22 protein-coding genes are annotated in these 21,673 nt (G+C 70.3%); 14 read left to right on the plus strand and 8 right to left on the minus strand.

Annotated elements, in window-relative coordinates:
* Position 1 precedes the first annotated feature (1 nt).
* Both STRCI_RS01400 and STRCI_RS01405 read left to right on the plus strand, forming a co-directional pair.
* On the plus strand, positions 2-922 hold the full coding sequence (locus tag STRCI_RS01400) for a carbohydrate ABC transporter permease (RefSeq protein ID WP_269656929.1): 921 nt from the start codon (positions 2-4) through the stop codon (positions 920-922).
* Positions 923-988: 66 nt separating this feature from the next.
* Positions 989-2,425 (plus strand): GH1 family beta-glucosidase, encoded by a 1,437-nt coding sequence (locus STRCI_RS01405; protein ID WP_269656930.1) that lies wholly within the window; start codon positions 989-991, stop codon positions 2,423-2,425.
* A gap of 81 nt (positions 2,426-2,506) precedes the next feature.
* Here the strand turns inward: STRCI_RS01405 and STRCI_RS01410 are convergent, their stop codons facing one another.
* Positions 2,507-2,962 carry a GNAT family N-acetyltransferase gene (locus STRCI_RS01410; RefSeq protein ID WP_269656931.1) on the minus strand — a complete coding sequence of 152 codons (456 nt, stop codon included), beginning with the start codon at positions 2,960-2,962 and terminating at the stop codon, positions 2,507-2,509.
* A gap of 87 nt (positions 2,963-3,049) precedes the next feature.
* Between STRCI_RS01410 and STRCI_RS01415 the strand changes: the two genes are divergently transcribed.
* Positions 3,050-3,760 (plus strand): AAA family ATPase, encoded by a 711-nt coding sequence (locus STRCI_RS01415; protein WP_269656932.1) that lies wholly within the window; start codon positions 3,050-3,052, stop codon positions 3,758-3,760.
* Here STRCI_RS01415 and STRCI_RS01420 read toward each other — a convergent pair.
* Positions 3,747-5,288, minus strand: a complete 1,542-nt coding sequence (locus STRCI_RS01420) for a serine hydrolase (protein WP_269656933.1) — start codon at positions 5,286-5,288, stop codon at positions 3,747-3,749. The genes STRCI_RS01415 and STRCI_RS01420 overlap by 14 nt on opposite strands.
* Positions 5,289-5,347: 59 nt before the next feature.
* On the minus strand, positions 5,348-6,271 hold the full coding sequence (locus tag STRCI_RS01425; protein WP_269656934.1) for a LysR family transcriptional regulator: 924 nt from the start codon (positions 6,269-6,271) through the stop codon (positions 5,348-5,350).
* A gap of 108 nt (positions 6,272-6,379) precedes the next feature.
* On the opposite strand from STRCI_RS01425, the gene STRCI_RS01430 reads away from it, so the two are divergent.
* The 4 genes from STRCI_RS01430 to STRCI_RS01445 all read left to right on the plus strand — a co-directional run bounded on the left by STRCI_RS01430 (position 6,380) and on the right by STRCI_RS01445 (position 10,499).
* On the plus strand, positions 6,380-7,579 hold the full coding sequence (locus STRCI_RS01430) for a cysteine desulfurase-like protein (RefSeq protein WP_269656935.1): 1,200 nt from the start codon (positions 6,380-6,382) through the stop codon (positions 7,577-7,579).
* Between the two features lie 64 nt (positions 7,580-7,643).
* Entirely contained in the window at positions 7,644-8,780 is a 1,137-nt protein-coding gene (locus STRCI_RS01435) for a PP2C family protein-serine/threonine phosphatase (RefSeq protein ID WP_269656936.1), read from the plus strand.
* 48 nt (positions 8,781-8,828) lie between these two features.
* The gene (locus tag STRCI_RS01440; RefSeq protein ID WP_269656937.1) at positions 8,829-9,491 is read left to right on the plus strand and encodes a HEAT repeat domain-containing protein; all 663 of its coding nucleotides are present in this window, start codon (positions 8,829-8,831) and stop codon (positions 9,489-9,491) included.
* A gap of 6 nt (positions 9,492-9,497) precedes the next feature.
* Positions 9,498-10,499 (plus strand): HEAT repeat domain-containing protein, encoded by a 1,002-nt coding sequence (locus STRCI_RS01445; RefSeq protein ID WP_269656938.1) that lies wholly within the window; start codon positions 9,498-9,500, stop codon positions 10,497-10,499.
* A 7-nt stretch (positions 10,500-10,506) separates the two neighbouring features.
* On the opposite strand, the gene STRCI_RS01450 is transcribed toward STRCI_RS01445, so the two are convergent.
* On the minus strand, positions 10,507-11,655 hold the full coding sequence (locus STRCI_RS01450; RefSeq protein ID WP_269656939.1) for a PDDEXK family nuclease: 1,149 nt from the start codon (positions 11,653-11,655) through the stop codon (positions 10,507-10,509).
* Between the two features lie 54 nt (positions 11,656-11,709).
* A complete protein-coding gene (locus tag STRCI_RS01455; protein ID WP_269664465.1) occupies positions 11,710-12,549 on the minus strand; it encodes an endonuclease/exonuclease/phosphatase family protein in 840 nt (279 codons plus the stop codon).
* Positions 12,550-12,680: 131 nt separating this feature from the next.
* On the opposite strand from STRCI_RS01455, the gene STRCI_RS01460 reads away from it, so the two are divergent.
* The gene (locus STRCI_RS01460) at positions 12,681-14,387 is read left to right on the plus strand and encodes a DUF885 domain-containing protein (protein WP_269656940.1); all 1,707 of its coding nucleotides are present in this window, start codon (positions 12,681-12,683) and stop codon (positions 14,385-14,387) included.
* A gap of 22 nt (positions 14,388-14,409) precedes the next feature.
* On the opposite strand, the gene STRCI_RS01465 is transcribed toward STRCI_RS01460, so the two are convergent.
* Positions 14,410-15,201, minus strand: a complete 792-nt coding sequence (locus STRCI_RS01465; RefSeq protein ID WP_269656941.1) for a maleylpyruvate isomerase family mycothiol-dependent enzyme — start codon at positions 15,199-15,201, stop codon at positions 14,410-14,412.
* Positions 15,202-15,214: 13 nt separating this feature from the next.
* Positions 15,215-15,667: a GNAT family N-acetyltransferase gene (locus STRCI_RS01470; protein WP_269656942.1), complete on the minus strand. Its 453-nt coding sequence runs from the start codon at positions 15,665-15,667 to the stop codon at positions 15,215-15,217.
* Between the two features lie 738 nt (positions 15,668-16,405).
* Here STRCI_RS01470 and STRCI_RS01475 point away from each other — a divergent pair.
* The 6 genes from STRCI_RS01475 to STRCI_RS01500 all read left to right on the plus strand — a co-directional run bounded on the left by STRCI_RS01475 (position 16,406) and on the right by STRCI_RS01500 (position 21,087).
* Entirely contained in the window at positions 16,406-16,978 is a 573-nt protein-coding gene (locus STRCI_RS01475; RefSeq protein WP_269656943.1) for a hypothetical protein, read from the plus strand.
* 56 nt (positions 16,979-17,034) lie between these two features.
* Positions 17,035-17,955: a LysR family transcriptional regulator gene (locus STRCI_RS01480; RefSeq protein WP_269656944.1), complete on the plus strand. Its 921-nt coding sequence runs from the start codon at positions 17,035-17,037 to the stop codon at positions 17,953-17,955.
* 43 nt (positions 17,956-17,998) lie between these two features.
* Positions 17,999-18,541 carry a DapH/DapD/GlmU-related protein gene (locus STRCI_RS01485; RefSeq protein WP_269656945.1) on the plus strand — a complete coding sequence of 181 codons (543 nt, stop codon included), beginning with the start codon at positions 17,999-18,001 and terminating at the stop codon, positions 18,539-18,541.
* Between the two features lie 135 nt (positions 18,542-18,676).
* Positions 18,677-19,402 carry a hypothetical protein gene (locus STRCI_RS01490; protein ID WP_269656946.1) on the plus strand — a complete coding sequence of 242 codons (726 nt, stop codon included), beginning with the start codon at positions 18,677-18,679 and terminating at the stop codon, positions 19,400-19,402.
* 33 nt (positions 19,403-19,435) lie between these two features.
* The gene (locus STRCI_RS01495; protein WP_269656947.1) at positions 19,436-20,098 is read left to right on the plus strand and encodes a class I SAM-dependent methyltransferase; all 663 of its coding nucleotides are present in this window, start codon (positions 19,436-19,438) and stop codon (positions 20,096-20,098) included.
* 5 nt (positions 20,099-20,103) lie between these two features.
* Positions 20,104-21,087 carry a BtrH N-terminal domain-containing protein gene (locus tag STRCI_RS01500; RefSeq protein WP_269656948.1) on the plus strand — a complete coding sequence of 328 codons (984 nt, stop codon included), beginning with the start codon at positions 20,104-20,106 and terminating at the stop codon, positions 21,085-21,087.
* Between the two features lie 80 nt (positions 21,088-21,167).
* On the opposite strand, the gene STRCI_RS01505 is transcribed toward STRCI_RS01500, so the two are convergent.
* Positions 21,168-21,644, minus strand: a complete 477-nt coding sequence (locus STRCI_RS01505) for a GNAT family N-acetyltransferase (RefSeq protein ID WP_269656949.1) — start codon at positions 21,642-21,644, stop codon at positions 21,168-21,170.
* Positions 21,645-21,673: the final 29 nt, after the last annotated feature.

A 21,673-nucleotide genomic window follows, 5' to 3' on the forward strand; every position in this document is an offset into this window, starting at 1 on the left:
GATGACCACTGAAAGCCTCGCGGTCCGCCCGGAAACCCCGGTCCGGACCCCTGCCGTGAAGACCCGACGCGGTGGCCGCCGACTGCTGCGCCAGGGCGCCGGCCGCCAGCACCACGCGGGCCCGCTCGCCTACGTCCTGCTCGCCGTCATGGCGATCCTGTCCATCTTCCCGCTGTACTGGACGATGGTGGCGGCCTCCACCGACAACACCCGGGTCAGCCAGACCCCGCCGCCGTTCCTGCCCGGCCCGAACCTGTTCAGCAACCTCGCCCGCGCCTGGGACGAGGCGGCGATGGGCAAGGCCATGATCAACAGCTTCATCGTGGCCGGGGTGATCGCCCTGTCCACGGTGCTGTTCGCGACCCTGGCGGGCTTGGCCTTCGCCAAGCTGCGGTTCCGGGGGCGCAACGCCCTGCTCATGCTGGTGATCGGCACGATGATGGTGCCGCCGCAACTGGGCGTCGTACCGCTGTTCATGATGATGTCCGAACTCGGCTGGTCGCAGCAGTTGCCCGCCGTCATCTTCCCGACGCTGGTGAGCGCGGTCGGGGTGTTCTTCATGCGCCAGTACCTCTCGGAGGCACTCCCCGACGAACTGGTCGAGGCCGGCCGGGTGGACGGGGCGCACTCGCTGCGGATCTTCTGGAGCATCGTCCTGCCGATCGCGCGGCCCGCGATGGCCGTGCTGTTCATGATCACGTTCGTGCACGCATGGAACGACTTCTTCTGGCCGTTCGTGGTCCTCGACATGACCAACCCGACGGTGCCGGTCGCGCTCACGCAGCTCAGCGCCGGTTACGTCCGCGACCAGTCGCTGATCATGGCGGGCGCGCTGCTCGGCACCCTGCCGCTGCTGGCGATGTTCATCGTCTTCGGCCGCCAGATCGTGAGCGGCATCATGGCGGGCGCCGTCAAGGGCTGAGCCGGGCCCCACACCCCTTCCCACCTCAACGCATTCTCGAACGCCCCCCATTCCGAAAGGACTTACGTGTCCAGCGCAGCACGACAGAACGGATCCGCCCGGCCGACCGTCTTCCCGGACTCCTTCCTCTGGGGCTCGGCGACAGCCTCGTACCAGATCGAGGGGGCGGCCACCGAGGACGGCCGTACCCCGTCCATCTGGGACACCTACGCCCGTACCCCGGGCCGGGTCCGTAACGGCGACACCGGTGACATCGCCACCGACCACTACCACCGCTGGCGTGAGGACGTCGCCCTGATGGCCGAACTCGGCCTGGGCGCCTACCGGTTCTCCCTCGCCTGGCCACGGATCCAGCCCACCGGTCGCGGGCCCGCCGTACAGAAGGGACTGGACTTCTACCGCCGCCTCGTCGACGAGCTGTTGGACAAGGGCATCAAGCCGGTGGCCACGCTGTACCACTGGGATCTGCCGCAGGAGCTGGAGGACGCCGGGGGCTGGCCCGAGCGGGCCACGGCCGAGCGGTTCGCCGAGTACGCGGCGATCGCGGCGGACGCCCTCGGAGACCGGGTGAAGACCTGGACCACCCTCAACGAGCCCTGGTGCAGCGCCTTTCTCGGCTACGGCTCCGGCGTCCACGCCCCCGGCCGCACCGACCCGGTCGCCGCCCTGCGCGCCGCCCACCATCTCAACCTGGCTCACGGGATGGCCGTCGAGGCGATCCGCGCCCACACGCGCCCCGACACCCAGTGCTCGGTCACGCTCAACGTCCACCATGTCCGCCCGCTCACCGGCAGCGACGCCGACGCGGACGCCGTCCGGAGGATCGACGCGCTCGCCAACCGGGTCTTCACCGGCCCGATGCTCCAGGGCACCTACCCGGAGGACCTGCTGAAGGACACCGCGAGCCTGACCGACTGGTCCTTCGTGCGCGACGGTGACCTGGAGCGGATCCATCAGCCGCTGGACTTCCTCGGCGTCAACTACTACACGCCGACCGTCGTCTCGGAGGCCGACGGCAGCGGCACCCACAGCTCCGACGGCCACGGCAAGAGCGACCACACCCCGTGGCCGGCGGCCGATCAGGTCGCCTTCCACCAGCCGCCCGGCGACACCACCGCGATGGGCTGGGCCGTCGACCCCACGGGGCTGTACGACCTGCTGCGCCGACTGTCCTCTGACTTCCCGCAGCTACCGCTGATCATCACGGAGAACGGCGCGGCGTTCGACGACTACGCGGACCCCTCGGGCCGGGTCAACGACCCCGACCGGATCGCGTACCTGCACGGTCACCTGGCCGCCGTGCACCGGGCCATAGCGGACGGCTCGGATGTGCGCGGCTACTTCCTCTGGTCGCTGCTGGACAACTTCGAGTGGGCACACGGCTACGGCAAGCGCTTCGGCACGGTCTACGTCGACTACCCCACCGGAACCCGCATCCCCAAGGCCAGCGCCCGCTGGTACGCCGAGGTGGCCCGCACCGGCATCCTGCCCGCCACCGCCTGACCCCGGCGGCTGGGACATCCCGCCCCCGTGTCCTCCTTCCCGGACCGGGGGCGGGTCCATGTCCATTGCCCTGCCGTGGAGCTACAGCTCTCGCTTCGCGACGATCTCGCCGTCCACGACCTCGCCGGTGCGGCGGAAGCCGAGCCGTGTGTAGAAGGGTTCGGGTCCGCGGACGCCCGGTTGCCAGGACACCCACAGGCGGCTCTGGCCGCGCCGGCGGGCCTCGGCGCACACCGCTGCCACCGCGAAGCTGCCGTAGCCCTGCCGCTGCCGGTCCGCGGCGATGTTGAGCCGCCACAGATAGCTGCGGTAGGGCTCCACCTCATGCGTCGGGTCGAAGCCCGCCATGACGAACCCGACCAGCTGCTCGCCGTCACAGATCACCCGCGGCCAGGCGACCTCCCCGTACGCGTACGCCTCGGCGAGCGAAGTGACGACCGGGTCGACGAAACGCTCCTGGTCGGGGTGGACGCGCAGGTGGCACGCCGCATCGACGTTCTGCGGGCTGATCTTCGCCAGGCGCAGCGATGAACTCACGAATCAGCGCTCCTCGGACGACCGGTCGGCCTCCACTCCTACCGTCTCCTGAGCCGCCGGCGCCAGGCCCTGTGGCAGACTCGGGATGTGATCGTCGAACACGCGTACGCACATGTGGCCTCGTACGACGCGGACGAGTGGCCGTGGTCGGTGCCCTGCGTGCGCCAACTGCTGGCGGACGGGCTGCGGTTCAAGGCGCCGGTGACCTTTCTCGTCGGGGAGAACGGCTCGGGCAAGTCCACGGTGGTGGAGGCCCTCGCCGAGGGATTCGGTCTGGACCCCTGGGGCGGCTCGCACGATTGGCGGTACGCCGGCCCGCGCGAAAAATCGGTGCTGGGTGAGCAGATCCGCTTCGACGCGGCCGCGGGCGGGCGGCGCATGCTGGGCAGTTGGTCCGCTCGCAAGGGGTTCTTCCTCCGTGCCGAGACCGCCGTGGACGCCTTGGACCGGGAGGGGTTCGCGCCGCACGCGGTCAGCCACGGTGAGGGCTTTCTCGCCGCGTTCCGGGGCAAGTTCCTGCTGCCGGGGCTGTATGTGATGGACGAGCCGGAAGCCGCCCTGTCGTTCGCCTCCTGCCTGGAACTGCTCGGTCATGTCGACCAGTTGGTAAAGGCCGGTGGTCAGGTCATCTGCGCCACCCACTCGCCCCTGCTGACCGCCCTGCCGGGCGCGGACATCATCGAGGTCGGCGAGCACGGCATGCAGCGAACGGCCTGGCACGAGCTCGACCTGGTCGACCACTGGCGCCGCTATCTCGCCGACCCGCGGTCCTATCTTCGGCACGTCATTGACGCCTGAAGGTGCCGAGTCCTTCCTTGTCCAGGTACTCGACGGTGAAGGACTTCCCGTCGGGGGTGAAGGTGACTCCGGTGAGACCCACCGCGTCCTCGCCGACCGTCCGGAAACTGAACGTGTCACCGTCGTAGTGCGTGAGCCGGTACGACTGGGGTTCGGGCCCCAGACGGAGCGTCAGCGTGCCATCCTCGCCCGAGACGACCTCGGCCCGCCCGTAGTATCGGTTCCCGAACGTCCCCGTGTAGGTGTCGGCGGCCTTCGCTGGCGTCGCGTCGGAGGGCGGGTCGGCATAGTCGGTCTTCGACCGGTCCCCGTCCAACTGCGCCTGGTACACCTGGTCCAGGAGCGGGATCCAGTCGCGGCTGATCTCGCCGGTCTGCGCGATGTCGAAGAAGTCCAGCGCGACGGCGTCGGCGACCCCGACAGGTGAGGTGTTGGTCAGCACGACGATGCCGAGCTGCTCGCCGGGCAGCATCGTGACGTTGGTGTGCGCGCCGAGCTCGAAGGCTCCGGTGTGCGAGAGCCTGAGGCGGCCCTCGTCGTCGTAACTCACGTTCCAGCCCAGCCCGTAGAAGCCGGTGCGGCCGGCCGGCGCATGCGGCGGGCTGGCGACGGACTGGGGCCAGTGGGTGCGCTCCAGGGACTCGGCGTCGATGATCTGCTCGCCGTCGAGCTTGCCGTTCGCGAGCTGGAGCCGCAGCCAGACGGCCATGTCGCGGGCGGTGGAGCTGACGCCGCCGGCGGGGGACTGCGCGTCCGGGTCCCGGACGAACTCCGCCTTCCAGTCGCCGTCTTCGGTCCGAACGTGGCCCCAGGCCCGGTTGGCGGCCTTCTCGTAGTCCTCGAAGCGGGAGCTGGTGGAGTCCATGCCGGCAGGCTTGTAGAGGGTGTCCTCGGTGAGCTTCTCCCAGGGCACGCCCTTTTCGTCGGCGACCGCCTGGGCCGCGGCCGTCAGACCGTAGTTGGTGTAGGCGTAGCTGTCGCGGAACGGTGTGAGGGGCTCGTAGCGCAGGCGGGACAGGATGTACTCGCGGTCATAGCCGAGGTCTTCGAGGAGGTCTCCGGCGTGATCGGGCAGGCCGCTGCGGTGCGCGAAGAGGTCGGCGACCGTCACATGCTCGGTGACCCACGGATCCTTCAGCCGGAAGTCCGGCAGGTGCGGGGCGACGGGCTCGGCCCAGCCCTCGACGCCCACGGCCTCGGCGACGACGGTGGAGGCGATCGGCTTCGAGACAGACGCGAGTTGGAACACTGTGTCGGCGTCCACGGCGGCCTTCTCCCCCGCCTTGCGGACGCCGTACCCCTCCATGTGAACCACTTTGCCCTCGTAGACGACAGCTACGGCCACCCCCGGAGCGCCGGTGCGTTTCATGGCATCCCTCACCACTCCGTCGAGGCGGTCGACGGCCCGCCGCACATCCGCGTCGTCGAGCTGAGGCGGCGGCTGGGGCGGGGGTGGCGAAGGTTCCGGTGTGGCGACGCCCAGCAGCGCCGTGAGACCGGCTGCGGCAATCCAAGCGAGAGTGCTCACCCTTCCATTGAAAGTCCCGCCACGCGGTCTGTCGCGCGCAGCCCGACAGGCCCGGGAACTCAGGCCCCGGCCAGTTCCACGGCCCGGCCCAGCAGGGTGACCAGCTCGTCGATGACCGGCGGGCGGGATCCGGGGCGGCTGACAGCCAGGATCTCCCGGTGCAGCGGGGCGACGCCCGCGGGCAGGTTCACCCGCTCGACCCCGGCGTCGTTTCCCGCGCCGAGGAGCGTGGCCGGGATCAGACCCACGGCAAGTCCGGCCCGGACCATGGCCAGCATGCTGTGCAGGTCGTCGGTCTCCAGCGTCACCCGGGGCACGATGCCGAGCTCTCCGGCCCAGCGGTGCAGCAGCCGCCGGTCGGGGTTGCGCGCATGGCCCGAGACCCACTCCCGTTGCAGGCACTCGGCCAGTTCCACCGGGCGGGCGCGCTCCGGTTCGGCGCCCGTGACCAGGACCAGCGGTTCACGCCCCAGCAGGGTGAGCGTCAGCCCTTCGGACGGGGCCGGGGGGTCCTCGGGCAGATAGCGGTAGGCGATCAGCAGGTCGATGTCCCCCGACCGCACCCTCGGCACGCCCTCGTCCGTCTCCACGACGACCAGCCGGACGCGGGGACCGGGGCGGCGGGCCCCGAGCGTGGACAGGACCTCAGGGAGCAGGTAGGTCATGGCGCTGGGGTAGATGCCGACCCGCAGCTCGGCGATCTCACGGTTCGCGATGCCGTGGGCGACGTCCTGGAAGCGCGCGGTCGCGTCGAAGAGTGTCTCGGCCGCCTGGGCGAGCGCGCGGCCGCCCGCCGTGAGGATCAGTCGGCTGCCGGGGCGGCGGACGATGAGCTCGATGCCCAGGTCGCGTTCGAGCGCGGCGATGTGCTGGGACACGGCGGAGGGCACATAGCCGAGTTCCGAAGCCGCCTCGGCCATCGAGCCCTGACGCACCACGGCCAGGAAGGTGGCCAGGAGTTTCAGATCCGGCTGGGACTTCATCGTTCATGAACTTTCTCTTCGTGATCCATCGCTTTACGTGTCGCAAGGTCGACGCCAGAGTAAGGGGGACCGCGACGCCAGGCACCGCGCCGGCAGAAAGCAGGGACCATGGCCATCGACCTCACCGCCCTGCGGGCCCAGTTCCCCGCCCTCGCCACCGGGCTCGCCTTCTTCGACGGTCCGGGCGGCACGCAGACCCCCGCTCCCGTCGCCGACGCCATCGCCGCCACGCTGACCGGCCCCCTGTCCAACCGGGGCACCGTCAGCCCGTCGGAGCTCAACGCCGAACGCGCCGTCGCCGGGTTCCGAGCCGCCTTCGCCGATCTGCTGAACGTGCCCGCCGACGGCGTCGTCCACGGCCGCAGCGCCACGCAACTGACGTACGACTTCTCCCGTCACCTGGCCAAGGACTGGAGCGCGGGCGACGAGATCGTCCTCAGCCGCCTCGACCACGACGCCAACGTCCGCCCCTGGATCCAGGCGGCCGAGCGATCAGGAGTGACGGTCCGCTGGATCGACATCGACCCGGAGACCACGGAACTCGACCTCGACTCCTACGAACGGGTTCTCACGCCCCGGACCCGGCTGGTCGCGGTCACGGCGGCCTCCAACGTCCTGGGCACCAAGCCTCCCGTGCGCCGGATCGCCGACCGGGCCCATGAGGTCGGCGCCCTGGTGTACGTGGACGGCGTCCACTACGCCGCACACCACCTCGTGGACGTGCCCGCGCTCGGAGCGGACCTGTTCGTCTGCTCGCCGTACAAGTTCCTCGGACCGCACTGCGGGGTGCTCGCGGCGGCCCCCGAGTTCCTCGAAACCGTGCGCCCGGACAAGCTCCTGCCCTCCCCCGACACCGTTCCGGAGCGGTTCGAGTTCGGCACGCTGCCGTACGAGATCCTGGCGGGCGCCACCGCCGCCGTCGACTTCCTCGCCGCACTGGACCCGGGCACCGAGACGTCCCGCAGGGAGCGTCTGACCCGCTCGCTGGCCTCACTTCATGAGCACGAGTTGGCACTGCGAGGGCGGCTTCAGGAGGGGCTTCGGTCCCTGTGTGAGGCGATCACCGTGCATTCGAAGGCTCCCGACCGCACGGCGACCGTCCTGATGACCCTCGAGGGCCGCGACGCCGGCGCGGCCCAGGCACATCTGGCCGCGCGGGACGTGGTGGCACCGGCCGGGTCGTTCTACGCCTACGAGCCGTTCAGCGCGCTCAAGCTGGAGGCCCCCGCCCTGCGCGCGGGCCTGGCCCCCTACAACACCACCGACGACGTGGACCGCCTCCTCGACGGACTCGCCTCGTTCCTCTGATCCCACGCGCGCCGCGGCGGGGCCGTCGCGGGCGCCGGAGCGCGTTGAGGTGTATCCAGAACATATGGTTTCTGGACGCCACAAAGGGCAGCCTCTGGCACAGGAGCCACGCCACGCGCTGCTGGCGGTACCGGTCGCTCTGATCGTGATCGTCACGGTGATCGACATCCTGGCCCCGTCCAGCGTCCATCTCGGACCATTCCTGGTCGCCGCGCCGGCGGTCACCGCGTCGTTCGCCGGGCCCCGGGCCACCGCCTGCATCGGCGCGCTCGCCATCCTGGCCCAGTCCGTGGTGGCGATGGCGCGCACCAGCCTCGTCGATCTGAACCACACCTTCCAGCTGATCACCCTGCTCCTGATGTCGGCGTTCGTGACCTCGTTCGCGGCCCGGCGCGAGCACCACGAGAAGGAGCTGACCCAGCTGCGGTCCGTGGCGACGGCGGCTCAGGAGGTCGTGCTCAAGCCGCTCCCCCACCGGGTCGGTCCGTTGCGTATCGCCTCCCTCTATCTGGCCGCCGAGTCCGAGGCCCAGATCGGCGGCGACCTGTACGCCGCCGCCCGCACCGAGCGGGGAACCCGGTTCGTCATCGGCGATGTGCGGGGCAAGGGTCTTGGGGCGGTCGGGGATGCCGCGCTCCTGCTCGGCGCGTTCCGGAGCGCGGCCCACCGGCGGGCCGACCTGTCCGCGCTGGTCACCTTCCTGGAGGGCACCGTCTCCTCGGACCTGGACGACCCGGCGGCACTGGAGGCCGCGGCCGAGGACCGCGGCGAGGCCTTCATCACCGCGGCCGTACTGGACATCCCCGACGACGAGCCGGTCCTTCACCTGATCAGCTGCGGGCACCCGCCTCCTCTGTTACTGCGCAACGGCAAGGTGCGTGCGCTCGAAACCCGCCAGGCGGCACCGCCCCTGGGGCTCACCGAGTTCGCGGAGGCCGAACTGACCCCGGAGGTGTTCGCCTTCGAGCCCGGCGACGTCGTCCTGCTCTACACCGACGGTGTCATCGAGGCCCGCGACAGCCAGGGCCTGTTCTACCCGCTCGCGGAACGGGCGGCCGGCACGACCGGCAAGGGCCCCGACGCGCTCCTGGCCCACCTGCGCACGGACCTGTTGCGCCACGTCGGCGGCCGGCTCGGCGATGACGCGGCCATGGTGGCGATCCAGCGGAAACCGCGCCGGCCGTACGAGGCACCGGCTTGACCTTGACACAGTGACAAGCCCTTCACTGTGGCCGAGGAGGTGCTCTCCATGCCCACACAGAACACGAACACCATGGCAGCGCTCCAGGGGCTGCGGCACGGCGACTCGTCCGTGCGACTCCGGGCGGCGCTGGCCATGGGCACGGCCCCGGACCCTCGATACGTCGACGGGCTCATCGAGCGATGCGCGGTGGAGCCCGAGTTCTTCGTGCGGGACATGCTCACCTGGGCGATCACCCGGCACCCCGCGCCGCTCACCGTTCCAAAACTCACCGAGGAGCTGCGGTCGGAGCGGGCGCAGGCACGCAGTCAGGCCCTGCACACCTTGTCCAAGGTCGGCGACCGCCAGGCATGGTCGGCGATCACCCGCGCGCATCTGACCGACGCCAGCGACGAGGTGGCGCGGAGCGCTTGGCGAGCCGCGGTCGTCCTGGTCCCCGAGGCCGCGAAGCCGGAGCTGGCCGAAGCATTGGCGACCCAGCTGGGCCGCGGTGGACGTGACACACAGCTAAGCCTCAGCCAGGCCCTGATCGCACTCGGTGACGAGGCCGAGCCCGCCCTCCACGCCGCGACGACGCATAGCCTCGTCCCTGTGCGGCAGCACGCAGTGGCGACCCAGCGGCTGGCGCGCGACCCGGACGCCGTTTTCGAGTTCGCGCTGGACGAGGCGAAGCGGATCGTGGCCCTGGGCCCCGGCAGGCAGGAGGAGTGAACAGCGGTGTTGATCGGCGACGTGGCACGACGGTCCGGGGTCAGCGCCCGCATGCTCCGGCACTACGAGTTACTCGGCCTGGTACGGCCGACGGGACGCACGGCCGGCGGCTACCGCGAGTACTCCGGCGCGGACATCCAGCGGATCTTCCACATCGAGAGCCTGCGCTCCTTGGGACTCTCGCTGCGTGACGTCGGACGCGCCCTGGACGATCCCGCCTTCCGGCCCTCGGATCTGGTCGCCGACCTGATCCGCCAGACGCAGGCACGCATCGCACGGGAGACGGAGTTGCTCCGGCAGCTCAGCCGCATCGACGCCGCGGAGCCCACCGGCTGGCAGGACGTGCTCCAGACCGTCTCCCTCCTCCAGGCCCTCGCGTCGGAGAGCGCGGGGATACGTCAGCGAGCCGCCCTGGCCTCGGTCGAAGGGGCGCCGATGCCGGTGGAGGCCCTGGTGGACGCCGCGTTGACCGAGTCGGACCCCATCGTCGCCGGAGCCCTGCACTGGGCGCTGGTGCAGAGCGGCGACGCGGCACTTGCGCTGTTGGCGCAGAGCCTGGCCTCGCCGGAGGCGGAGGTGCGCGAGCGGGCCGTCCGGGCCGTCGCCGAGGTTCCGGGCCCGGCGGCGACCGCCCTGCTCCGGGACGCCCTCACCAGCCCCGACCTGGTGGTCCGCAGATGCGCCGCTGTGGTGCTGGGAGCGCGTGGCGTGGCCGACTCGGTCCCCACGCTCATCGACATGATCGTCGACGAGGTCAACGACGTGGACGCCGCTGACGCGCTGGGCACGCTGGCCGGCGATCCCTCGCTGGCGGAGACGATCGCCGCCGGACTCGTCGACCGCCTGGCCGGTGGCGCCACGCACGCCGTACGTCGCCGTCTCGCGCAGGCCCTCGCGGACATCCCCGGCGCCACGGCGTCACGCGCCCTGACGGAACTCGCGGACGACGAGGACCGCGGGGTCGCGCTGACCGCGGCGTACATCCTCACGCTGCGTGCATCGCGCTGAGGAGCGGTCAAGTGGGGTTGTTCTGTCCGTCCATGAGCCGCTCGATCGCGGACAGGACGCCCTCCAACGCGCCGGGCTCGGCGGCCAGGGAGGTCAGGGAGACGGACGGCCAGGCGTTGTAGTTCTTCACGGGTAGCGCCGCCAGCATCTCCACCAGCCCGGGTACGGCCGGCAGGGAAGCCGCGAACTCCGCCGCCCGCTCGCGGCCGAGGTGATGGATGATCGAGCCGAAGGCGAAGGAGAGGTCGTCCCGCGCTGGACCGTCCTGCAAGGACAGCGTCCAGACCGGCACCTGCCGCCCGGCCGCGGGGTAATAGACGGACATGCTCCGGTACTTGGCCGTTCCGCCCTCCGGTCGGCCCTTCCCCGCCGCGTGATCGAGCAGGGCGGTCGCCATCCGCCGCACTTCCGGATCGGGGCGGGACTGGATCGCCGCGTCCATGTCGGCGCGGGTCGTCTTGCGTGTGGGGCCGCGGCCGGAAGGGGACTTCGCCGCCGTGGCGACCTCGCCGTGGATCCGCGGGACGAGGACCCGGAGGTCGCCGCCGTCTCCGTACTGGGTCAGCTCGACGGCGTACACATCCGTCTGCCGCATCTGCCGGTTCAGGAATTCCACGATCGCCCGCAGCTCCAGCGGAATCCGATCGGCGACGAACAGCAGCCGCATCTGCCCGGCGGCCAGCCGCTCCTCGACCGTCGCCCAGAACTCCTCCGTCGGCTGGTCACCGAGGAGTTCTCCGTACGCCTCCTCCACCGGTCGGCCGTCCATGGCGCAGGTGTCCTCGAAGGAACGCCGTAGCAGTGCGGCGGGCCAGTAACGGGCGGCGTTCGCCGCATAGTCCAGCATCTGCCCGACGACCTCACGGCGGATCCGGGTGTCGGTGGCCCGCTTGACCTCCACCAGGGTCGGCACCCCGTCGGCGTCGACGAAGAGATGATCCAGCCAGTACGCCGGGCCGCCCTCCGTGCTCGTCGGCACCCCCATCTCCCGGGCCACCAACACCAGTCGCAGCGGCCGCCCACTGGCCAGCGTTCCGAAGTCGAGCACCCGCGGATGACGCGCGAGCAACTCCTGGAACTCCTCCTCGGTCTCGAACCCGGCGAGCTCCAGCGCCCGCAGCTCCTCGCCCAGGACGAACACCGGCTGATCCGACATGCGCTCCCACCCTCGCGGTCACTGACCGTTCCCCACCGATCACGTCCCATTACCTCACACGGAGTCGAGGTCGGACTGCAGCATCAGATGATCCGAGTACGGGGAGGCCAGGACGCGGTGCCTGAGCGGGGTGATGCCGCGCAGAAAGATGTAGTCGAACTTGCTCTGCCATTCCGTGGTCGGCTCGCACGTCCCGACGGGCGAAGGATGACACTGCGGGTCGACATCCGTGGCGAGTTCCCACATCGGGGCGAGTTCGGGAGCGTCCGGTACGGCGTTGAAGTCACCGAGGACGATGGCCCGGTCGTGCCGGGCCACCACAGCGGCGAGCACGCGCGCCTGGTCCGCCCGGACCTGCTCCTGACGACGTTCGGCGAGGTGGGTGTTGAAGACCCGCACCTGCTTGCCGCCCACCCGGGTGGTGACGGCCATGTACCCGCGGTCCTCCGACCCGCCTTCGGGATACTCCACGCTGACAGGGTCCGTCATCGGCGCCGCCGACAGGATCGCCTGGCCGTAGGCTCCCGGACTCCACGGAGCTCCGCCGCAGCGGCCCCACTTGCGCAGTACCGTCCCGTACTCGACGTGGTAGACCAGCCCGTGCAGATTCTCCAGATACTCCCGGATCCGCGCGACATCCGGCTCACACGCCTCCTGGAGGCCGATGACCTGAGGCGCGTACTTGGCGATCTCCGCCGCGCGGTCGACGTTGCTCTCCTCACAGGGGTTGCAGAGGTTCCACGTCATAACCCGGTTCGGTACGGCGTCCTTCACGGCGACGCCGGGCCGTGATCCGCCGATGAGGGCGCCGCCCGGTGCGCTGGGGCCGATCAGCACCATACAGACCACGATCACGGCCCCCGCGAGCAACCGCGCGCCCACTCCGAGCAACATCGCCTCCTGGCTGGGGATGCGCAGGGCATCCGACGTCTCCAACCACAAGGTTATGGGACGAAGTTGTCAGCAACCTGTCGACGAGATCTCCGGGGCCTCCGCCAGACCTCATTGCCGTAAGGATGGATCTCATGACTCACCGTCCTCCCGCCCCGTCTGCGGATACCGCCGCCCTGCCCCGCCGCTTGGCCGATGCCTACGTCGACGAGCTGATCGGTCTCGACCCCGTCACCGCGACGCTCCTGGGTGCCGAGAAGGGTGCCGAATCGCTTCCCGACTACTCCCCCGCCGGCCAGGCCGCCCGGGCCGACCTGGCCCGTCGGACCCTGGAGCGGCTGGCCGCGGCCGAGGAGCTGCCGGGCGCGGATAGCGTCCCGGAGCGGCGGTGCGCGCGTCTGTTGCGGGAGCGGCTGACGGCCCAGCTGTCGATGTATGAGGCAGGTGAGGGAATGCGTGAGGTCAACACCATCGACTCGCCCGTGCAGCAGGTGCGCAGGGTGTTCACCCTCATGCCGACGGAGGGTGAGCGGGACTGGGAGGTGATCGGGCGGCGGATGCGGGCGGTACCAGCCGCGCTGGAGGGCTATCGGGCCGCACTGGCCGAGGGGATGGACCGTGGATTACCTGCGGGGCCGCGCCAAGTCACCGCAGTGGTGGGGCAGTTGACGCAGTGGATGGAGGGTGGGAGTGGCGGCTGGTTCGCCGGGTTCGCCGCCGGTGGTCCGCCGGGACTGCGTCCGGAGCTGGCGGAGGCCGCGTCGCAGGCCACTCGGAGTCTGGCCGCCCTGCGTGACTGGCTGTCCGGTGTGTACGCGCCGGCCGTCGTCGGCGCGCCGGAGGTGGTGGGGCGGGAACGGTACGCCCGCTTCTCCCGGCTGTGGACGGGCGCGGACCTGGACCTCGATGAGGCGTACGCCTACGGCTGGTCGGAGTTTCACCGGCTGCTGGCCGAGATGCGCGCGGAGGCCGACCGCGTACTGCCCGGGGCCACCTCGCCATGGGCGGCGCTGGCCTGGGCGGATGAGCACGGTGAGCGCATCACGGGCGTGGCGGAGACCCGCCGCTGGCTCCAGGCGCTGATGGACGAGGCCATCGAGGCGCTGGACGGCACGCATTTCGAACTGGCCGAGCGCATCAAGCGCGTGGAGTCGTGCATCGCCCCGGAGGGCAGTGTGGCGGCGCCGTACTACACCCAGCCCTCGGAGGACTTCTCCCGGCCGGGCCGCACCTGGCTGCCGACGCTGGGGCACACCTCGTTCGCCGCCCACGACCTGGTGTCGACCTGGTACCACGAAGGCGTGCCCGGCCATCACCTCCAGCGCGCGCAGTGGCTGCACGTGGCCGGGGAACTGTCCCGCTACCAGACCACGGTCGGGCGCATCAGCGCGAACTGCGAGGGCTGGGCCCTGTATGCCGAGCGGCTCATGGACGAGCTGGGCTTCCTGGGGACCGCGGAGCGCCGCCTCGGGTACCTCGACCAGCAGATGATGCGGGCCGTGCGGGTCGTCGTCGACATCGGTATGCACCTGGAGCTGGCGATCCCGGCCGATTCGCCGTTCCGGCCGGGTGAACGCTGGACACCCGAGCGGGCGTTGGAGTTCTTCGGCCGCTACAGCAGCCGCCCCGAGGACTTCGTCGAGAGCGAGGTCATGCGGTATCTCGGCTGGCCCGCGCAGGCGATCGGCTACAAACTCGGCGAACGCGCCTGGCTCCGGGGCCGGGCGGCCGCGCAGCGGCGACACGGCACCCGGTTCGACGCCAAGGCATGGCACATGGCCGCGCTCTCACTCGGTTCACTCGGCCTGGACGACCTCGTCACCGAACTGTCCACGCTGTAGCGGAGGCCACGTCGACGCCGTCCTACTCGTCCGGCTCCCATGCGTCGAGCAGGTCGAAGAGGACGCGGTCGCCGTCGATCTTCAGGGAGTCCACCGGAATGCGGCCGTACAGGGTGAGGACCAGTTCACCGGCCGTGGCTCGGGCGGAGGCAGTGGCTGTGTCCGGGCCCGCGGCAGGAACGGCGGCGGACGTGGAAAGGCGGGTGCTCCCCGCGCCGTCGGCGGAGAGCGAGAGACGCCAGGAGCGGCCCTCGGTGGCGTGGAAGTCGACGGCGGCGGGCTGGTGGGGCCAGGCACTGGTCGTGGCGCAGCAGGTGGTCAGGAACTCGTCGACACCGTCGAGTGCCGCCTCCTCCGGCAGCGGCTGCGGGGCGCCCAGGGTGACTTGGGCGTCGTAGGTGTGCACCGTGGCCTCCTGGACCTGGTGCCGGGCGACGGCGCCGGAGGTCTGCGGCGACTCCGACGCACCCCACCACGTCCAACAACCGCGATCCGGTCCGGCCTCGCGCAGCGCGCTCTGCAACAGCCTCGTCGACTCGGCCGACCAGGCCAGCAGCGCCTCGCGTTCCCGGGGCGCGACCAGCGCTCCCTCCGAGGCGGGCGTGGCCGGACCGTCGGCCGGTCCCGCGGCGACGTTGGCGGCCCAGCGGCGGTGCACTCCGCCCAGGTGCTGCACGAGATCGAACAGTGTCCATTCGGGGCAGGTCGGCACCTGCGCGTCGAGGCTGGGAGCGGCGGCGACGGCGGCTCGGAAGGCCTCAGCCCGTTCGTCGATCAGCCGCAGCAGTACGGGGAACTCCAAAGTCTTTTCCACGCCCGGCTTTGTATCACCGTGCCCCATCGGCCGGCACACCATTTTCCCAGCTCGCGCTGTTGATCCGGCGTGCCATGAAGACGTCGACCAGGTCCTCGGATTCGACCCTGAAGCCATGTCGTTCGTACAGGCGGCGGGCAGGGCTGCCTTGGAGCACGTTCAGTCGTATCAGGGCACCGGCAAGGTCACCGCGCTCCAGCAGGTGGCGCAGTACGGCCGAACCGAGCCCGCTGCCCTGGAGGTGCGGGGCCAGGTAGAAGTGCTCCAGCCAGTGCGCGTCCTGGGCCGGTCGCAGTGCCACGCAGCCGGCGAAGGCTCCGCCGACTTCGATCACCCAGGTATGGGCAGGGTCGAATCCGTCCCGCAGTCGCTGCCGCACCCGGACGGGGTCGTACCGCCCCAGCTGTTCGAGATCGGCGCGCAGCACCACCGCGCGCAGTTCGGCCACGGCATCGACGTCCGCCATGGACGCCTGCCGGAGTTCCCAGTCCGCGTGATCGCCACGCTACCGAGCCGGATCGCGGGGCTACCGGTGCTTCGCCTTTCGGTCGGCCGCTGTGCTTTGTCATGCGTGTATCTAGAACTTTTCGGTGTGCCGGTTCACCGTGGTCCCTTCTGTCCGAGCGATGCACCGGAAGGGATCCGCCCGTGAGACGAAGGCGCTTTGTGGCCGGGGCGATCGGCACACTGTCAGCGGTCGCGCTCGGACCTGATCCGGCCCGGGGTGTCACCCCGGTGCCCCGGGCCGAGGGCTGGCAGGCCGTGCCCGCACCCGGCAGTACTCCTCCGGCGCAGTTGCGCCGTATCGCCGCTGCCGGGACTGAACTGGCGTGGGCTGTCGGTGAGGAGCAGTTGGGCGGAGCCGGCGGGGCGCGGGCACTGGCCATGGTGTGGGACGGCGGTGGCTGGTCGAAGGCCGACGTATCGCCCCTGGAGCTCACGCGGTTGAGTGATGTCGCCGGTGTCGGCGCCCATGCCGCGTGGAGTGTGGGTCAGCGTGCCGGGGGCGGGAGCGCGCTGCTGCGGTGGAACGGTACGACCTGGGGTGAGGTCGCCTTTCCGGGGCAGGGGGAACCGGACCTGCGGCTGAGCGCGGTGGCGGTCGGTCGGGGCGGGCAGGTCTGGGTCTGCGGCAGCCGGGGGGGGCGCCCTTCGGCTGCTGCACGGGGGCAGGCGGGGCTGGCGGTGGCTGGATCCGCTGCCGGTGGCGAGTGCGAACCTCTACCGGGTCGTCTGGCGTGCGCCCGGCGAGGTCTGGGTGAGCGGGGATCAGGCGAGCGGGGGCGGCTGGTCCGGGCTGGTGGCCCGCTGGAACGGGGCATGGACGGTACTGCCGCCGATCACGGGTCTGCGGCTGGGCATCGCCGACGTCCACGCGGCCGGTCCGTGCGATGTCTGGGCGGTGGGCACCGAGGCGGGGATCGGCGGACCGCCGGGGCGTCCCGGCAACCCCGCGCTCGCGCAGTGGGACGGCACGGCCTGGACACGGGTCGAGGCCGGATTCACGGTCGGCGCGCTCAGCGGCATCGCGGCCGACGCCCAGGGCCGCGCGGCCTGGATCTGCGGCTGGAACTACCGGGACCAGAGCCGCAGTACGTATCTACGGCGCGACGGTGGCACTTGGGTCATCGTCCGTGGCCCGAGCGGCACGGCGCCGGCTCCGTACCTGAACGACATCACGCCCGTCCCGGGCACGGCGGGGTTCTGGTCCTCGGGCATGACGAGTCCGGTCCCGGCTCCGCCCACCGAGGCCTATACGGAACGCCTCGACGCCTGACGCAACCCGTCCGCGGTGACCCACAACCTTTGGTTGTGCCCGCTTAGGGTGCACCCGTGGACACCGAGGCACTGCGATCGTTCGTCCGGGCCGCCGAACTCGGGCGGTTTCAGCTTGCGGCCGATGAGTCGGGCGTGACGCAGCAGGCGGTGTCCAAGCGGATCGCCGCGCTGGAGCGCGAGCTGGCGGTACGGCTGTTCCGTCGTACCGCCCGGGGCGTGGAGCTGACGCTCGACGGGCAGGCGTTTCTTCCGCATGCGCGGAGCCTCGTCGCGGGGGTCGAGCGCGCGATCGCCGCGGTGCGCCCGGGCTCCCGGGCGCTTCGGATCGACGTACTCGGACTGCGGAGTGCGCAGGCCGTGGTCCTGCACGAGTACTGGCGATCGCATCCCGGAACGGACCTCGACGTCGTGACCCTCCGGGTCAGCGACCCGCGTATGGCCGTCGCAGCCGTCGCGTCGGGCGAGGTCGACGCCTCGTTCCGTACCGTCACCGACCCGGCCGCGCTGCCGCCCGACGTACAGATGATCCACGCGTTCGACTCCCCGCTGGAACTGCTCGTCGGCCCGAGACATCCCCTCGCCTCCGAGCGAAAGCTCACGCCGCGGCAACTGCGCAAGCACCGGATCTGGGTGCCGGGCATCGCGCCCATGAGCGAATGGGCGGAGTTCTACGATCAGCTCGCCACCGCATTCGATCTACGCATCGACGCGGCGGGCCCGCACTTCGGGGACGAAGTACTCCTGGACACCCTCGCGGACTCCGCGGACGTGGCCACCCTCGTCGGGGCCCGCGACCGGTACATCTGGCCGCCGCGCCACGACCTGCGCCGCATCCCCGTCGTCAACCCGGCCCTCGCCTACCCGCTCTCGCTCCTCCTCCCCAGGACGAACCCGCATCCGGGACTCCGCGGAATCCTCACCCACCTCGACAGCCTGCCCAAGCTCCCCGAGCCGGTGTGGCGGCCGTCCTGGTGACGCGACTCAGCCCATCACCGCTACGACAGCAAGGAGCCGCGGCATGTCCGGCGACCGTCTCATGCGCATCCACAGCGCCGAGTTCAAGGCCATGGCGGAAAGGGTCCTACGGGTCACCGAACTCACCTCCCGCCTGAACATCCTGCCCTTCGACGACGAGGCAGGAAAGGCGGCACTGTTCGAGCAGATCCTCGGCAAGCCGCTGCCGCCGAGAGTCACCGTCTATCCGCCCTTCTACACCGACCACGGCCTCCGCCTCGACCTCGCCGAGCGCGTGTTCATCAACCAGAACTGCACGTTCCTGGACTACGCCGGCATCCGGCTCGGCGCTCGCGTCATGGTCGGTCCGAAGGTCACGTTCATCACCAGCGGCCACCCGGTCGACCCGGAGGAACGGCGACTGTATCTCACCGGCGCGCCCATCGACGTGGCGGAGAACGTGTGGATCGGCGCCGGTGCCACGATCCTGCCCGGCGTCAGCATCGGCCGGGACGCCGTCATCGCCGCCGGCGCGGTCGTCGCCGATGACGTCCCGTCGGCGAGCCTGGTGACCGGCCCCAAGGCCACGGTACGCAGAGGCTGGTGACCAACGACTAGCATGCCGACCGTGCGTTGATCCTCAGGGCCGCGACCGCGGCCAACGGAGTGACGGCCCTCACGTCGGTGGGACGGGAGGGCTGATCGGTGTGTTCAGTCCGTTCAACTCACTGGAGATCAAGGCATGTTGGCGAAACTGACGTATGCGGAGTTGCTCGACCACGCCGGCAGCGACCCGGCCGTCGTGGGGCTCGTCCTGAAGGGCTCCCACGCTCACGACGGGATGGCGACGGAATACTCGGACCGCGATGTGTACGTCGTCGTCGCAGAAGGTGCGCAGAGCCGTCTTTCAGACCTGGACGGTCATCGCTCGGTGGAACTCGACGCCATCGTCATCACGCTCGACCGGTTCCGTGCGCTCGACGGCCACGAGCGCTACGCGCTGTCCCGCGCCCAGGTGGTGATCGACCGACTCGACGGCGAGATCACCGAGATCATCGCCGCCAAGGGCCGACGCGACCACGACGAGGCCACCGCGGCGGCGGCCGCTTGGCTCGACGCCTACGCCAACTCCCTCTACCGCTCCATCAAGAACGCCCGCGACGGCAACCCACTCGCCGCCCACCTCGACGCGTCCGACAGCCTGGGCTTCCTGCTGGAGTTCCTGTTCGCCCTGGACCGTCGCCCTAGGCCCTACAACAAATACCTGGAGTGGGAACTGAAGAGGTTCCCCCTGCCGGGATGGGAAACGGATCCCCTCCTGAACAAGATCGCACGCATCACATCGACAAGCGACGCACCCCTCCAGCAGAGCCTCTTCACCCAAGTCGAAACCGCGGCCCGCGAATCCGGCCACGGCCCCACCCTCGATGCCTGGGGCGAGGATCTGCTGCTGATGCGCGGGGAGTGAGCCCTGTCAGTGCCAGGAAGTACTGTCGCGAGCATGGTTGACCACGATGTGCTCAGTGCCACCCGCGAGGCCTACGACGATGTCGCCTCCACGTACGCGGAGCTGTTCCGGGACTCGCTGCGTGACAGGCCCCTGGAGCGGGCGATGCTGGGTGTGTTCGCCGAGGTTGTGGGTGAGGGCGGGCAGGTCGCGGATCTGGGGTGCGGGCCTGGGTATGTCACCGCGCATCTCGGCGAGTTGGGGTTGTCCGCGTTCGGAGTCGATGCGTCTCGCGCGATGGTTGAGTTGGCTCGGCAGGCCTATCCGGGGCTGCGGTTCGACCTAGGGTCGATGGCCGCGTTGGACATCACTGACAGCGCGCTGGGCGGCGTGCTGTCGCGTTGGTCGATCATTCACACTCCGCCGCGGGAAATCCCCGCCATCCTGGCTGAGTTCAACCGCGTGCTGGCTCCTGGTGGCCACCTCCTGATCGGCTTCTCGGCCAGCGAGAGTGCGTCTCACCCGACCCAGGTCTTCGATCACACGGTTGCCCCGGCCTACCGTTGGTGGCCCGATCATCTCGCCGCGATGCTGCGGGAGACGGGGTTGGCCGAGGTGGCGCGGGTGGTTCGGGAGCCCGAGCCCACTGACCGACGGCAGTTCCGGGAGATTCAGCTGCTCGCTCGCAAAGCCTCGGGCCTGTGCGGCGGAGAATGAGCGACATGGCCATGGTGAAAGACATCGAGGCCCGCGGTATGCAGCACTGCGAGACGACGGCGCTGGGCGTGCTGCTACGGCACGAGGGACTCGACTTGTCCGAGCCCATGTTGTTCGGGCTCGGCTCCGGGCTGTCCTTCATCTACTGGGACAGCAAAGGCATGGGCTTTCCCTTCCTGGGAGGTCGGGTCAAGCCGTTCGAGCTCACCAGGAACCTGGCCGCCGCACTCGGACTTGAGCTGCTGGTCGAGGAGACCACCTCCCCGCGCAAGGCTTGGCAGAACGTGGCAGCACCCATCGACGCCGGCCGGCCGGTCGCCCTTCAGCTCGACAGCTACCACCTGGACTACTTCACGAACAAGGTGCACTTCGGCGGCCACGTCGTGGCCATGTACGGCTACGACGAACAGGACGCCCACCTGGTGGACACCGACCCGCAGGGCGGAGCTGTCACCACCAGTCTCGCCGGCCTGGCCAGGGCCAGGGCCGAGCGCGGCCCGATGACCGCCAAGCACCGCTCCTTCACCATCACAGTGTCCAGCGGCCTGAGGACACCGCAGGACCGGATCATCCCCGCGATCAGGACCTGTGCCGACGCCTTCTTGAACCCGCCCATCGCGAACCTGGGCCACCGGGGCATCGAGAAGACCGCCAAGCAAGTGCCCAAGTGGCTGCAGCGCAGCGACAATCCGCGGGAGGACCTGCCACGGGCCGCCGTCCTCATGGAGAGAGCCGGCACCGGCGGCGCCCTGTTCCGCAATCTCTACCGGGACTTCCTCGCCGAGTGCACCCAGGTGATCGGCAGCAGCCACCTGCGCACCGGCCACAGCCTGTATACCGAGGCCGCCACCCTCTGGACACAGGTGGCCGCACTCATCGCGGCAGCAGGAGAATCCGGCGAGGCGAAGAACCTCACGCAGGCCGGCTCCATGCTCCACGAGCTCTCGCGCATCGAGCGCGATGCGATGCAGGCACTCAGCCTGCTTTAGACCTGGTGCCGTGGAAACGTAGGCGCGTTTGTCAAACCTCGTCGCGACGGCTCGGCCCTGGGCAGCGGCGGCGCTCGGGGTCAGTCGCGCAAGGTGAGGAGCACCTCGTCGATCTCCTCGCCTCGTGCGTTGGCGAAGTCCCGTTCCTGGCCGGTGATCACGAAGCCGCACTTCCGCAGGACGTGGAGGGAGCCGAGGTTGTCCGCGGCCGCGCGGGCGTGCACCGGGCGTTCCGGCGCGAGGCGGAGGAGTTCCCTCAGGGCGGCGGTGGCTGCTCCTCGGCCCCAGTACGGGCGCCCGATCCAGTACGTGACCTCACGTTCCTCGGGCGGGCCGTACACGGAAGCGTGCCCGACGATCTCGTCGTCGGCACCGATCACAGTGCGCACGATGATCGCCGGGTCCTGGCGGATCCGTGCCCAATGCTCCTGGAAGCGGGCCCGGTCGGACGGGTCCTTGGCGGTGAACGCCGCCATCCGAAGCCCCTCGGGATCGGTCGAGTGGGCGAAGAAGACGGGCAGATCGGTGTCGCGCACTTCCCTCAGTACTACGTCCATCGGGGCCTCCAGGCTGACCGTGCGGTTAC

It is taken from the genome of Streptomyces cinnabarinus, from assembly GCF_027270315.1.
Classification (GTDB): domain Bacteria; phylum Actinomycetota; class Actinomycetes; order Streptomycetales; family Streptomycetaceae; genus Streptomyces; species Streptomyces cinnabarinus.

Excerpts from the sequence above, each read along its gene's own strand:
- STRCI_RS01400 (WP_269656929.1), top strand. The coding sequence starts at position 2 with ATGACCACTGAAAGCCTCGCGGTCCGCCCGGAAACCCCGGTCCGGACC.
- STRCI_RS01425 (WP_269656934.1), bottom strand. The coding sequence starts at position 6,271 with ATGAAGTCCCAGCCGGATCTGAAACTCCTGGCCACCTTCCTGGCCGTG.
- STRCI_RS01430 (WP_269656935.1), top strand. The coding sequence starts at position 6,380 with ATGGCCATCGACCTCACCGCCCTGCGGGCCCAGTTCCCCGCCCTCGCC.
- STRCI_RS01435 (WP_269656936.1), top strand. The coding sequence starts at position 7,644 with ATGGTTTCTGGACGCCACAAAGGGCAGCCTCTGGCACAGGAGCCACGC.
- STRCI_RS01440 (WP_269656937.1), top strand. The coding sequence starts at position 8,829 with ATGCCCACACAGAACACGAACACCATGGCAGCGCTCCAGGGGCTGCGG.
- STRCI_RS01450 (WP_269656939.1), bottom strand. The coding sequence starts at position 11,655 with ATGTCGGATCAGCCGGTGTTCGTCCTGGGCGAGGAGCTGCGGGCGCTG.
- STRCI_RS01455 (WP_269664465.1), bottom strand. The coding sequence starts at position 12,549 with ATGTTGCTCGGAGTGGGCGCGCGGTTGCTCGCGGGGGCCGTGATCGTG.
- STRCI_RS01460 (WP_269656940.1), top strand. The coding sequence starts at position 12,681 with ATGACTCACCGTCCTCCCGCCCCGTCTGCGGATACCGCCGCCCTGCCC.
- STRCI_RS01470 (WP_269656942.1), bottom strand. The coding sequence starts at position 15,667 with ATGGCGGACGTCGATGCCGTGGCCGAACTGCGCGCGGTGGTGCTGCGC.
- STRCI_RS01485 (WP_269656945.1), top strand. The coding sequence starts at position 17,999 with ATGTCCGGCGACCGTCTCATGCGCATCCACAGCGCCGAGTTCAAGGCC.
- STRCI_RS01490 (WP_269656946.1), top strand. The coding sequence starts at position 18,677 with ATGTTGGCGAAACTGACGTATGCGGAGTTGCTCGACCACGCCGGCAGC.
- STRCI_RS01495 (WP_269656947.1), top strand. The coding sequence starts at position 19,436 with ATGGTTGACCACGATGTGCTCAGTGCCACCCGCGAGGCCTACGACGAT.
- STRCI_RS01500 (WP_269656948.1), top strand. The coding sequence starts at position 20,104 with ATGGCCATGGTGAAAGACATCGAGGCCCGCGGTATGCAGCACTGCGAG.
- STRCI_RS01505 (WP_269656949.1), bottom strand. The coding sequence starts at position 21,644 with ATGGACGTAGTACTGAGGGAAGTGCGCGACACCGATCTGCCCGTCTTC.